Annotated in this window: 9 protein-coding genes; 5 read left to right on the top strand and 4 right to left on the bottom strand. The window is 46.6% G+C overall.

The window, feature by feature from the left end; all coding sequences use genetic code 11:
* Positions 1–96: 96 nt before the first annotated feature.
* Positions 97–600 (top strand): pentapeptide repeat-containing protein, encoded by a 504-nt coding sequence (locus ACR6Z4_RS23715; protein ID WP_479719808.1) that lies wholly within the window; start codon positions 97–99, stop codon positions 598–600.
* A 187-nt stretch (positions 601–787) separates the two neighbouring features.
* Here ACR6Z4_RS23715 and ACR6Z4_RS23710 read toward each other — a convergent pair whose 3' ends face one another.
* Positions 788–2,080, bottom strand: coding sequence for a sensor histidine kinase (locus tag ACR6Z4_RS23710; protein WP_479719807.1), 1,293 nt, complete (start codon positions 2,078–2,080; stop codon positions 788–790).
* Positions 2,081–2,742: 662 nt separating this feature from the next.
* On the bottom strand, positions 2,743–3,237 hold the full coding sequence (locus tag ACR6Z4_RS23705; protein WP_479719806.1) for an SH3 domain-containing protein: 495 nt from the start codon (positions 3,235–3,237) through the stop codon (positions 2,743–2,745).
* Positions 3,238–4,089: 852 nt separating this feature from the next.
* On the opposite strand from ACR6Z4_RS23705, the gene ACR6Z4_RS23700 reads away from it, so the two are divergent.
* From ACR6Z4_RS23700 to ACR6Z4_RS23685, 4 genes are all read left to right on the top strand, one after another.
* Positions 4,090–5,514, top strand: a complete 1,425-nt coding sequence (locus tag ACR6Z4_RS23700) for a GAF domain-containing protein (RefSeq protein ID WP_479719805.1) — start codon at positions 4,090–4,092, stop codon at positions 5,512–5,514.
* Complete coding sequence (locus ACR6Z4_RS23695) at positions 5,511–5,954, top strand: response regulator (RefSeq protein ID WP_479719804.1); 444 nt, start codon at positions 5,511–5,513, stop codon at positions 5,952–5,954. Before ACR6Z4_RS23700 ends, ACR6Z4_RS23695 begins: the two co-directional genes overlap by 4 nt.
* A gap of 26 nt (positions 5,955–5,980) precedes the next feature.
* Positions 5,981–8,677, top strand: a complete 2,697-nt coding sequence (locus ACR6Z4_RS23690; protein ID WP_479719803.1) for a PAS domain-containing hybrid sensor histidine kinase/response regulator — start codon at positions 5,981–5,983, stop codon at positions 8,675–8,677.
* Between the two features lie 291 nt (positions 8,678–8,968).
* Complete coding sequence (locus ACR6Z4_RS23685; RefSeq protein ID WP_479719802.1) at positions 8,969–9,946, top strand: glycoside hydrolase family 19 protein; 978 nt, start codon at positions 8,969–8,971, stop codon at positions 9,944–9,946.
* A gap of 109 nt (positions 9,947–10,055) precedes the next feature.
* Here the strand turns inward: ACR6Z4_RS23685 and ACR6Z4_RS23680 are convergent, their stop codons facing one another.
* Both ACR6Z4_RS23680 and ACR6Z4_RS23675 read right to left on the bottom strand, forming a co-directional pair.
* The gene (locus ACR6Z4_RS23680) at positions 10,056–11,558 is read right to left on the bottom strand and encodes an ATP-binding protein (protein WP_479719801.1); all 1,503 of its coding nucleotides are present in this window, start codon (positions 11,556–11,558) and stop codon (positions 10,056–10,058) included.
* A 377-nt stretch (positions 11,559–11,935) separates the two neighbouring features.
* Positions 11,936–13,285: ABC transporter ATP-binding protein (locus tag ACR6Z4_RS23675; RefSeq protein WP_479719800.1), on the bottom strand; the 1,350-nt coding region annotated here is incomplete at its 5' end.

The following is a 13,285-nucleotide window of genomic DNA, read 5'->3' as shown; positions in this document are numbered from 1 at the left end:
GATAAGCAACCTTTAGCATTTGTCTTTCGCGTAAAGGGGTAGGGATGAAATAATGAAACTGTAATGGAAACGAGCAATTGAGCGATTTTGGTAACTATGCGTGTATTTCAGTTTTTTCTTGGATTTTTCTTAAGCGTATCTATCGGATTAACAACGCTTCCACTACCTGCTCAAGCTGCCAGTTCCGCAGCAATTCGAGCCTATGACGATGTCGAAGCAACGACCCAAGACTATTCAGGTCAAAATTTGGTAGAAGCAGAATTTAATAATGCCAGACTGATTGCGGCTGACTTTAGCAATGCTGATCTACGAGGTGCTGTTTTTAATGGCTCTAACCTAACCCGCGCAAAGTTAAAAGGTGCCAATTTTAGCAACGGTATTGCTTATTTAAGTGACCTATCGGGTGCCGATCTGAGTGATGCAATTTTGACCTCTGCGATGCTGCTCAAATCTAGATTTCGGGATGCAATAGTAACGGGGGCTGACTTTAGTTTTGCACTCCTCGATCGCGATCAAATTGCTTTATTATGTCAATCTGCCAGTGGAACAAATCCTGTCACAGGGGTTAATACACGTGAATCGTTAGAATGCCCTAAGTAATGGTTAGTTTGATCGCGGTTTAATCAAGTTCATATTTTTCAGGGGCGCGGCTGAGCCGCGCCCCTGAAAAATATGAACCCTATACATAGCAATCCTGAATCAGTTGTGAAAGCGCCCGCCCGAAGGGCGGGCGCTTTCACAACTGATCAGATTCACAAATCAAATAGGATCGCTATATTGCTGAATCCTAATTTTTAAGGATCTGGGGAATGCTAATAATAAACTCTGTGCCTTCGCCTAACACAGATTCACAGGTCAAATTACCATTGTGTTTCTCAACAATAATTTGATAACTCGTAGCTAACCCCAGGCCCGATCCCTGTCCTACAGGTTTAGTCGTAAAAAAGGGATTAAACAAACGCGATCGCCCTTCGTCTGCAATACCTACCCCGTTGTCTTTGATCCGAATTGAAATAGTTGAAGAACTTGTGATTTCTGTACGAATCCAAATCGTTGGAATCTCATCAGCATGATTATTCTCATCAAATTTAAGCTCCAATGCATCGATCGCATTATTTAATAAATGCAAGAATACCTGGTTCATCTGGCTGGCATAACACGTGATTAACGGTAAATGATCGTAATTTTTTAAAATCCTAATTTCTGGAGACGAACTGGTTCGATTGAGGCGATGTTGCAAGAGAACTAATGTGCTGTCAATTCCTTCATGAATATCGATCGCTTTGATATCTGATTCACCCAGGCGAGAAAATATACGCAAAGCCAGAATAATTGAACGAATGCGATCGACTCCGGCTTGCATAGAGCCCATTAATTTCTTTAGATCTAAAATCGTAAAGTCTAAATCTATATCTGCGATCGCCTGTTTAATGGTATCCGTAGGTTCAGGATATTCTTGCTGATAAATTTTTAATAAATCAAGTAACTTTTGAATATATTGATGGGCAGGTTTTAGATTTCCCGATATAAAACTAATCGGATTATTAATTTCGTGTGCCACCCCAGCCACCAACTGCCCTAACCCAACCATTTTTTCTTTTTGGATTAAGTTAGCTTGTGTATTTTTTAATTCAGCTAATGCTTGTTTTAACTGTAAATTTTGAGTTTGAAGTTGAGTTTGCAAATCGCGAATAGTGAGTTGTGTCTCAATTCGAACTAAAACTTCTTCAAATTGAAATGGCTTAGTAATAAAGTCAATCCCTCCAGATTGAAACGCTTGCACTTTATCATTTAGATCGCTCAACGCGCTTAGAAAAATGATAGGAATAGAACGGGTTCTTTCATCGTCTTTTAGCTGCCTGCAAACGTCATAACCACTCATTCCCGGCATATTAATATCTAGTAATATCAAGTCAGGAGGCAGGGTTTGAGCCGCAACTAAAGCCATGTGTCCATTTAAAGCTTTGCGAACTTGATACCCTTGATCAAGGAGCATAATCGACAAAAACCTAATATTTTCTGGCGTATCATCTACCAGTAAAATATCAGCTCGATGTGTTTTTTGAGAATACCTATCCATAGCATTTTAAATATCGCCATTGAATTACTGGAGCGTCAATACTAAACTTTATGAATAAAGAGATTTAGGAATGGGAATTAAATAACATCGAGGATGTGTTGTACGGACAAACGGTCGTTTGCCCCTGCAAACACTTCAATAGTCGATCTGATTTAATCCACGAGATTTAAAAGCTGTACTCTCAACCAGACGGGTCAGCTCGTCAGCATTTTCAAAACTGCCCTAGATGGAGGACTGATTAAACTGAAGACTCTTCGTCAGCCACCAAGGTTGAAAATCAGGTATGCCAAAAAGAATGTCTGCTGAGGAACTGCACCCTCAGGCAAAGTATCCGGTTCGATCAGCAGCCCAGAGTCATCTGTCCAGTATGAATGTCACGTTGCGGATCACCCTACATATTTATTAATATAACAATCTTAATCTACAAGGTAGCAGTACGTTTGCTCATCTAAAGCATGATTGTCTGACACTTCACAATCTTGATTGAATGCTCCTAATTAAGGAACTGATTTCCGGTTTCTCGTCAATTTTGCTGTAATAACGCTGTGCGCTGAACTATAGCCTGATGCCATTAATAGATTGAAAAGCGGTGCCGCGTGCCGCTTTTCACACATCATCCGCCTGGTTTTATCTGCGTAGCCCTATAAGCCCTGAGTGCCAGATTAGTCAATTTGCGTTGTATTTCCGGCTTTTACCCACCCTTCAATCCCACTGTCTCCCAGCCGAACTCTCAACCACTCGCCATCAGAGCTGGTTTCTAAAACCGTTACCTCTTCGTTGTAATCAACTCCGCCCAGTTCATTAGAGTCGCGGCTAGGTTCCTGGCGCAAGATCAATCCAATGGGTTGGGTCACCCGTGCTCTATAGGTACCTGCGGCTAGAGAAGGAGAAGGGGACGGTTCAGCCGGTGTTGCTTCAGGGCTGGCTTCGTCGCTGGGAGATACGGTTTCGCTGGGTGAGACACTTGCTTGCGGTGACGCCGAAGATTGGGCTGCAACAGGAGTTGGAGAAGGAGAATCGTTGGGGAAAACAGGTCGAGGCGGCGGGGCTGCCAGACGCGTCATCAAATAACGGGCAACGCTGGCTCCCGCAAAAAATAAGATGGCGATCGCCAACACCACACCAATGAAAAACTTAGATAATCCAGACCAACTCATATCACTCCATCAATGTATATAGCAATTTGCAACCGCAAGAGTGCAAGCGATCGCGTTCTATTCTCACGGTTGCTGAATCCAGGGTATATTACGGTTTTATAGAACCACAATTGCCATGCGCTTGATCTCGATTTAAGCAGAACTGACGACAGATAAAGGGGATATCGCCTTACACCATCGAGTTGTGACAGGGACTAGGTCAAAATCTGCGCTCCGTGCAGCCACTCAATCCATCATCTTAGTGTTGCAAACACGAAATTTTGCAACATCGGGGTTTGGGGGCTGCGCCCCCAAGAGGGGGTTTTACCCCCTCCACCCCCTCTAAAACTTTTAAGTTGGTGTACTAGTGTTGCAAACACAAAATTTTGCAACATCGGGGTTTGGGGGCTGCGCCCTCAAGAGGGGGTTTTACCCCCTCCACCCCCTCTAAAACTTTTAAGTTGGTGTACTAGCGCTAAGCACAAAACGCAAGACGCAGGGTAAGTTCCCCATAATTTCATCTATCGTTTTTGCTTTTTGCATTGAGCTCATGGATTTAATTCAGATCAAACATTTATCTCTGCAAGCATGGCAACACCGTGCTTACCCAAACAAACGTCCGGGTTTTATTTAATTTGTGCTCTTTAGTTATGAGCATTAAGCATCAATCCAATTTCTAAAACAACCTATATTTACCACAATTTTTCATTGTCTCAGCCTCAATGATCTGCCGAGCCCCACTCTCCATTGATCTTAAATAGCATCCAGAATTGACTTCAGCCCAAAGCACTACCACTCAGCCCAAATCTTGAAGATAAAACTCCAAACCTTCTTTAACCTTTTATTTTTTAAGCCATTAGCTAACAGAAACGTATGACTCCAGAAACCCTGGCAAAATTACAACACTTTTGTCGAGACGAGGTAGCATTTGAGCAACTCCAGCAAACCCTGGCGGACGAACTACGCCCCTTAAAACAAGAAATTAATCAAGCCCATTTCCAGATCGAGCAACAAAAAACACTATTTCGTGTCATTACTCGTCTGCGAGAGCCAATCGATCTAGAAACCATTTTTCAGGCTACTGCCATCGAAATTCGCCAACTTTTATCCGCCGATCGGGTTGGCATGTTTCGGTTTTATCCCGACACAGGTTGGGACGATGGAGAATTTGTGTCGGAGGATGTCGATCCTGAATTTTCCTCTGCCATGGCACAAAAAATCCATGACCATTGCTTTGGCGAACAGTTTGCCATTCATTATCAACACGGGCGAGTTCAAGCGGTTTCAGATATATATAATGAAGGGCTGAGCGATTGCCATATTGCCGTTTTATCTCAGTTTCAGGTCAAGGCAAATCTGATTGTGCCTCTCCTCCAGGGTCAAAATCTTTGGGGATTGCTTTGTATCCATCAATGCCGCGCTCCTCGTCAGTGGCAGGCGATCGAGATTGAATTTGTCCGACAAATTGCCAACCATCTCGGTGTCGCCCTGCAACACGCCGAACTCCTGGCAAATCTGCGAGCAGAAATTATCGAACGCCAGCAAGCTGAACAACGAGCCCAGACCTTGAACCAGGGGTTGCGGCAAGCCATCTTAGAACTTAAGGCCGTCAACAAAGAGCTAGAAGCGTTTAGTTACTCCGTTTCCCATGATTTGCGTGCCCCTTTACGCAGTATCGACGGGTTCAGTCAGGCACTCTTAGAAGATTGCCTCGAACAGTTAGACGAAACCGGGCAGGGCTATTTACGACGGATTCGAGCTGCCTCCCAACGCATGGGAAACTTGATCGATGACCTGCTGACCTTATCCCGTGTCACTCGAAGTGACATCCATATTGTGTCCGTAGACTTAAGTCGCCTGGCTAGTCGCATTTGCCACGAGTTACAGCAAAGCCAACCCAATCGACAGGTAGAATTTTTGATTCAACCGGGATTAATCGCCCAGGGAGATACACATCTGCTACAGGTAGTATTAGAAAATCTCCTGAATAATGCCTGGAAATTTACGTCTAAATGTCCAGTTGCAACGATTGAATTTGGTGTGTTACCTCAGCAAGATGCTAACCCCGTTTACTTTGTGCGAGATGACGGTGTAGGGTTTGATATGGCTTATCGGGAAAAACTATTTAGTCCCTTCCAACGACTGCACGGAGTCCATGATTTTCCGGGCAATGGCATCGGGTTAGCAACGGTGCAACGGATTGTTCATCGATTTGGTGGGCGGGTGTGGGCAGAAGGGAGTATGAACCAAGGAGCAACATTTTACTTTACATTGCAAGAGGAGGAAAGTAAGGCATGAGGCTGGGTGACAAGACAATTCTTTTAGTAGAAGATAATCCAGATGATGAAGCCCTAGCTATTCGTGCTCTTAAGCGCCATCACGTTACCAATCAAATTGTTGTTGCCCGCGATGGGGTCGAAGCTCTCGATTATTTATTTGGCACAGGAATATACGAGGGGCGCGATCTGAGCTTTAAGCCAACCGTAATTTTACTGGATCTCAAGCTTCCTCGCGTCGATGGACTTGAGGTTTTGCGCCGTTTACGGGAAGATGAACTCACTAGATTATTACCCGTGGTCGTCTTGACGACGTCCAGCGAGGAGCAAGATATGCTCAATAGCTACAGTTTGGGTTGCAATAGTTATATTCGCAAACCCGTAGATTTTGTCCAGTTTTCCGAGGCAATTCGACAATTAGGAATGTACTGGCTGTTGATGAACGAACCCCCACCGTCGTAGGAAAGCAGATTCGGGAGATTGCAAACATGGACTCTCACCTGCGTGTTCTAATTGTTGAAGATTCGGAAGATGACATGCTCCTGACCTTACGGGAGTTGCGTCGGGGTGGCTACACGCTGGACTATGTCCAGGTAGATACGTCAACCGCTATGCAAGCGGCGCTTGACCAATCTCAATGGGATGTAGTCATTGCAGATTATACTCTCCCTGCCTTCAGTGCCCCCGAAGCGCTAAAACTATTGCAAAACTATAATCAAGATATTCCCTTTATCATTGTCTCTGGCACAATTGGCGAAGAGATTGCCGTTGCAGCAATGAAAGCGGGGGCACATGATTACTTAATTAAAGGCAATTTAGCTCGTTTAGTGCCTGCCGTCGAGCGGGAGTTGCGGGAAGCAGAAGAACGGCAAAAACGGCACAATGCCGAACAAGCTCTGCGGGAAAGTGAAGAGCGCTATCGTCTGCTATTTGAAAGTAACCCCAACCCGATGTGGGTCTTTGACCTGGAAACACTGGCTTTTTTGGCGGTGAATCAAGCGGCGATCGCCCACTATGGCTATAGCAAAGACGAATTTTTGAGCATGACGATTGCCGATATTCGTCCTGATAAAGATATCCCTGCCCTATACCAAGACCGAGACGCTTTAAAGCTCGGAGGCACCTATGTTGGGGTTTGGAAACACCGCAAAAAAAATGGCAGCTTGATTGACGTGGAGTTGAGAATTAACTCCTTTTCATTTGCAGATAAGCCCGCCAGTTTGGTTTTGATCAACGACATTACCGATCGCTTGCAAGCAGAAGATGAACTGCACATTTTAGGCAATGCCCTCGAAAGTGCCGTCGAAGGCATCTCACAAATCGACCCACAGGGGCGTTATATCTCAGTCAATGCGGCTTATGCGGCACTTGTGGGTTATCAGCCCGATGAAATGATTGGCATGACCTGGCAGCAAACGGTTCATCCCGATGATCAAGAGAAGATGGCGATCGCTTATCAACAAATGTTACGCAATGGCAAAGTAGAGGTAGAAGCTAGAGGCGTTCGCAAAGATGGTACTAGTTTCTACAAACAATTGGTCATGGTGACCACATACGACAAACAGCAGCAATGGATCGGGCACTACTGTTTTGCCAAAGATATTACAGAACGCAAACAGATCGAACAAATTATTCGAGAACAAGCGGCTTTGCTTGATGTGGCAACTGATGCCATTTGTGTCCGCGATCTCAATCATCACATTCTTTTTTGGAATAAAGGTGCAGAACGTCTGTATGGTTGGTCAACCACCGAAGCCATTGGCAAAAACGCGATTGATCTGCTGTATCAACCCGGTGCCACATCACCGAACATTAAGTCGATCGAGGCTACTCTGCTAAAAACGGGGCAATGGCAAGGAGAGCTTCAGAAAATTACCAAAAGCGGTAAGCCAATCGTCGTTGAAAGTCGATGCACCTTAGTTCGTGACGAAGCAGGATATCCCAAATCTATTCTGGTGGTCGGCACCGATATCACCGAGAAAAAACAACTAGAAGCCCAATTCTTACGGGTTCAACGCATGGAGAGTCTGGGCACTCTTGCCAGCGGCATTGCCCATGATTTTAATAACATTCTCACGCCCATCTTAGCGGTCACCCAATTGCTGCCCTTGAAGTTTCCTGACCTGGATGAGCGCAATCAACAAATGCTCAAAATGGTAGAAGACAGCGCCAGACGCGGAGCAGAGCTGGTCAAGCAGATTTTGGCTTTTGCACGAGGGGCAGAAGGAAAACGCGTATCGTTACAGATCAGACACTTGTTATCCGAAGTATTGCAAGTGGCTCGGGAAACGTTCCCCAAAACGATTGAAATTCATCGAAATATCCCCAGCATCGATCTGTGGACGGTTTCTGCCGATGCGACCCAATTGCATCAAGTATTGATGAATCTCTGTGTCAATGCTCGCGATGCCATGCCTGAGGGTGGCATTCTCAGCCTGTCGGTCGAAAATCAAGTGATTGATACGGCGTATACCCGCATGAACCTGGAAGCCCATATTGGTTCTTACGTGGTGGTTACGGTGGCAGACACCGGAACGGGAATTTTGCCGGAATTGATGGATCGAATTTTTGATCCCTTTTTTACAACGAAGGAGGTGGGTAAAGGAACGGGGCTGGGACTCTCAACGGTTTTGGGCATTGTGAAAAACCACGGCGGGTTTGTAAAAGTCTATAGCGAAGTCGGTAAGGGAACTCAATTTAAGGTGTATTTACCTGCGATCGCCGACGTTATCATGCCCAGAGTTGATGAATTAAGGCTTTTGCAGGGCAACCAAGAGCTTGTTTTAGTGGTCGATGATGAACCGTTGATTCGGCAAGTTACGCAAACGACTTTAGAAGACTACAATTACCGCGTCATCGTTGCCAGCGAAGGGATTGAGGCGATCGCACGCTATGCCGAATATGCCCATCAGATTCATGTGGTGCTGATGGATATTATGATGCCATCTATGGATGGGTTAACTGCCATTCGCAACTTACAAACCCTCAATCCTCACGTCAAGGTGATTGCCACCAGCGGTCTCATTTCAAATAGTCATCTGGCACAAGAAATCGGCTCTAATGTCAAAGCATTTCTATCCAAACCCTATACAGCAAAAGAACTACTGGATTGCTTACACTCGGTGATTCATTTGAAATCGGCTAGTGGCGATCGCGTTCGCAGCAAAAACCTATCCGAAACATGATTACAGCCATTCCCAATTGCACACAGGACAAGGTGTTGAGAGAGAGCCGCGCTTTTGAACATCACCAGTTGGGTTTGAGGGCGTAGCTTATACAAGGATTGACCAGCCATTCAGGTAGAGACGACATGATTTTATAGAAACAAAGAAAATTCGTGTCATACTCATCAATAAGTTGGGGAACTCTAAAGTGGATGTTAAGCTGTCCCCCAACAGCACCAGCGGTTTTCAATGCAATCTGTCATCAGTGGGGCATCTTGACGTACTCTTTAATCCAAATTTAGGGTGACATATATGGAAGACGCAAAGGTAAATGCTTACCGAAATCTAGGTTTAGCACGGTTAGAACAACTGCTTCTAGAATTACCCGACCCACCCCATGAAGCTGATTATTTTATTGACCGATCCATTCGTAAGCTAACGGGCTTACCGCCCACTCCAGCCGGTGCCCCGCCTTATCAAGGAATCTACAGCAGTGCGTTTACCATGGAGCAGTATCGCAATGGCGGTACGAGCCGTCTGCTGGAATTGATGCAGCAAAAGCTACCCAAACTCGACCCTTTGGATGAAGAGGTTGACAAGTATATTCGGGTGTTGTCTGAGTTGCCTGCCTGCCCTGCGGGCACAGAACCCTACACACGCTTATTTGTCTTACGAGAAGACCAACCCGATGCCGATGTAGTGGATGCCAAGGTCAATCTTTCATCGCAAAAACAATTCATTACGCTCGACCAGATGCTGAGCATTATTGGCTCAACCAAGCTAAAAGATCGGGTAACGATGATGATGCCCGGTATTAACCTGACGCTAGAAAAATTTGAGATTAATACACCGTTGCGAATTGCTCATTTTTTGGGTCAAGTGTTGCACGAAAGTGGTGGATTTCGCTACCTGCGAGAGATCTGGGGTCCCACAGATGCCCAAAAGCGGTATGAGCCTCCGTCTCGATTGGCAACAACGCTGGGTAACACGCAGAAGGGCGATGGCGCACGCTATATGGGTAGAGGGGTAATTCAGCTGACGGGTCGGTCTAACTATGCTCAGTTTTCCAAGGCAATGGGTGTAGATTTTGTTGCCAAACCTGAACTGGTTGAGTCGCCGCAGTATGCCGTCACTGCGGCAGGCTGGTATTGGAGCACTCGCAAGATTAATGCCTGGGCAGATAAAGATGATCTGATGAAAGTGACCCGGCTAGTCAATGGTGGCACAAACGGACTTGCCGATCGAGAGAGATATATGAAGAAAGCGAAGCAAGTTCTGGGTGTCAAGTAAATCTTCCAGTGCTGAAGCAATGTGCAAGAGCAACAGTGTTGTGGGGCGCGGAGCGCCCCACAACACTGTACTGAATCAACCCGCACAGCGCTATATCGCTATATACAAATCAACTGGATTTGAGATGAGACGAGGAAACACTGATGTCCTGAGCCCATTGATCAGAGGCTTCGGCAGAGGCTTTGATGGGAATGGTCAGCTGAAATTCGGTGCCCTGACCTGGTTTTGAAAGACAGCGCAATAGACCTCCGTGCCTCTCTACAACAATCTGATAGCTAATCGACAACCCCAACCCTGTGCCTTTACCAATCGGTTTGGTCGTAAAGAAGGGGTCAAAAATGCGTTCTTTTACATCTAAGGGAATGCCGGGACCATTATCTGCGATCGCAATCAGAATGGCAGGAATCGTACCCTGCAAGCTAGTCACATCTGTACGAATCACAATCTGTGCGGCTGGTGCCGTTGCGTCTGGCAACGGATGATCTACATTTGTTTGATCTAATGCATCAATAGCATTGCTCAAAATGTTCATAAACACCTGATTCATCTGTCCGGCATAGCACTCAACGTCGGGTAAAGTACCATACTGTTTGATCACGTCAATCCCAGGACGATGAGCGGCAGGCTTCAATCGATGCTGCAAAATCAATAGAGTACTTTCAATCCCTTGATGGATATCAACGGCTTTTCGTTCGGTTTCATCAATTCGAGAAAAATTACGCAGAGAGAGAACGATCTGACGAATCCGATCGGCTCCCATTTTCATAGACGCCAGAATTTTAGGCAGATCTTCGCAGAGAAAATTGAGGTCGATCGCTTCGGCATATCTCTGAATTTCAGGCGCAGGCTGAGGATAGTGCCGCTGATATAAAACAACTAGTTCAAACAAATCTTGAATGTAGCGGTTGACATAGGTGAGGTTGCCATAGACAAAGCTGACCGGATTGTTGATCTCATGGGCAACCCCTGCCACCATTTGCCCCAAACTCGACATCTTTTCTGTTTGGATCAGTTGTGACTGGGTTTGTTGCAGTTCGCGCAGGGTTTGACGAAACCGTTGATTGCTATCATGCAATGCTTTTTCGACTCGCTTTTGTCGAGTAATCGTGCGTTCAAGATGGGACACATTTGCCTGCAATTCCAGATGCATAATCACCTGACGTCCCAAAACCCGCAGAGCATCAATCTGATCGGGGCTGATCTGTCGAGGAATGCGATCGCAAATACACAGGGTTCCAATCGCAAATCCATCGGGATTCACCAGCGGCGTACCGGCATAAAACCGAATAAATGGCTCAGCCGTAACAATAGGATTGCTGACAAAGCGCTCATCTGCCGTCGTGTCCGGCACGACCAACACCTGTTCGGGTTGGAGAATGGCATGGGCACAAAACCCAAAATCTCTCGGCAGCTCAGAAATGTCCCAGCCCACTTTGGACTTAAACCACAACCGATCTGCATCGATCAGGCAGATCAGTGCAAACGGAGTTCCGCAAATATAAGCAGCCAGCGTTGTCAGGTCGTCCAATACCTCCTCGGGAGGGGTATCAAGAATTCGGTAACGCCGCAGAGCTTCTAATCGATCCGTCTCGTTGGAACTCACACTCACCATGGAACCCACTAAAATTTTGAGCCAATGCTTAGTCGCTGTACGATCTCAGGCGATCGCCTGAGCAAGAGTAAGTGGGGCTGCATCCCTTGCATCAAAAGTTTACCCTGGCATCTCAGCGGCAAATCCAATCGTAGTGTTTCAAATTTGGTGTGAATTTGTAAGACTACGATTCGGCAATGCCCAGATATTTGCTAGCTAGGCTGCTAGGCATCTTAACCAAATATGGGTAAAAGTAGTTGAAATTGCTATAAAAGATTGAGACAAAGCTTAAAAAAACTGTGAGTTCACGTTTTCCGACCGGCGTTGCTGAATACAGAGTTATTTTTGCGAGAGCCGCGCTCCGCGCGGCTCTCGCAAGTACTATGGGATTTGCGTCCTCAAGACGGTTTAGCTCTTTGCACAATGCCAATAAAAGCATCTTCTAACGAGAAAGGAACCGGACGCATAGACTGAATTTCGAGAAACTGTCCATTCGCTCGTTTATAGTCGCCCAACCACGTTTCAATCTGGGGAATGTCGCGATCGGGATGATCGAGAACCAGATGCAGGCGATCGCCAAAAATAGAAACTCGCCAGGGTTCAATTTGCGTTTTAAGAAAGTCAGACGCCGTCTGGTTATGATTTGTCACCAGTTCAATCAATTGTCCGGGTTGTGCTGCCTTGACCTCACTGGGAGAACCCTGGGCAACCACCGTTCCGGCTACCAGAAATCCCATGTAATTACAATGCTCTGCCTCTTCTAAATAATGGGTCGTCACTAACACTGCCGTTCCCCGACGCGCAAAATCTTCAATCAAGCGCCAAAACTGACGTCGCGCCAGGGGATCAACGCCAGACGTCGGTTCATCCAAAAACAAAATTTCGGGTTCGTGCATCACCGAGGCACCAAAAGCAACCCGCTGTTTCCAGCCCCCCGGCAAGCGCCCCGTTAGCATATGTTCTTGACCTTCCAGACCACAGATCTTCAGCACCCAGGCAATTTTGTCACGTCGGACATGGCGCGGAATGCCATAGACCCCGCAATAGAATTCTAGATTTTGCACGATCGATAGGTCATCATACAGCGTAAATTTCTGGCTCATATAGCCGATCCGACGGCGCAGATCAGGGCTACGCAAGTCTTGCGTTTCTCCTGCCAACGCGATCGCACCGCCACTGGGCGTAAGTAACCCACACAACATTTTAATCGTGGTCGTTTTACCTGCCCCATTGGCACCTAACAGCCCATAAATCTCCCCATAGCGAACCTCTAGCGTCACCTCTTTGACGGCTTGAAAATCACCAAACACCTTACTCAGCTTGCGCGTTTCGATCGCCAACTTACGTTCATTCCGCTTAGCCCGTTGCGTCGTAGACCCCAGAGGGAACGGAATAAACGGCGGGTCTGCACCCTGTTGCCGCAACCGTGTAACAAAAACATTTTCTAACGTCGCTTCTGCCCGTTGAATATCGTTGAGCGGGAGTTGATGGTGCGCAAAAATATCGCGAACCGCGACCTCCCCAGCCGCGTGAGACGGAACGAGAACATCGAGGCGATCGCCAAACGACTGCACATCAACAATAGAACCCCAAGACACATTTTGTTCCCCTAGCCTCTCCCCATCTCCCGTTCGGCTACGCTCACGGCAAAGCCCATCACCATCACCTCCCCCATCACCCGTTCGGCTACGCTCACGGCAAAGCCCATCACCCCCATCACCCCCATCACCCTCACCTCCCCCATCTCC

The organism is Calyptranema fuscum S582 (genome assembly GCF_055793305.1).
Note: the sequence above shows the minus strand (reverse complement) of the source record. Positions and strands in the feature narration are given on the sequence as shown.

Excerpts from the sequence above, each read along its gene's own strand:
- ACR6Z4_RS23695 (WP_479719804.1), top strand. The coding sequence starts at position 5,511 with ATGAGGCTGGGTGACAAGACAATTCTTTTAGTAGAAGATAATCCAGAT.
- ACR6Z4_RS23700 (WP_479719805.1), top strand. The coding sequence starts at position 4,090 with ATGACTCCAGAAACCCTGGCAAAATTACAACACTTTTGTCGAGACGAG.
- ACR6Z4_RS23705 (WP_479719806.1), bottom strand. The coding sequence starts at position 3,237 with ATGAGTTGGTCTGGATTATCTAAGTTTTTCATTGGTGTGGTGTTGGCG.
- ACR6Z4_RS23680 (WP_479719801.1), bottom strand. The coding sequence starts at position 11,558 with ATGGTGAGTGTGAGTTCCAACGAGACGGATCGATTAGAAGCTCTGCGG.
- ACR6Z4_RS23710 (WP_479719807.1), bottom strand. The coding sequence starts at position 2,080 with ATGGATAGGTATTCTCAAAAAACACATCGAGCTGATATTTTACTGGTA.
- ACR6Z4_RS23690 (WP_479719803.1), top strand. The coding sequence starts at position 5,981 with ATGGACTCTCACCTGCGTGTTCTAATTGTTGAAGATTCGGAAGATGAC.
- ACR6Z4_RS23685 (WP_479719802.1), top strand. The coding sequence starts at position 8,969 with ATGGAAGACGCAAAGGTAAATGCTTACCGAAATCTAGGTTTAGCACGG.
- ACR6Z4_RS23715 (WP_479719808.1), top strand. The coding sequence starts at position 97 with ATGCGTGTATTTCAGTTTTTTCTTGGATTTTTCTTAAGCGTATCTATC.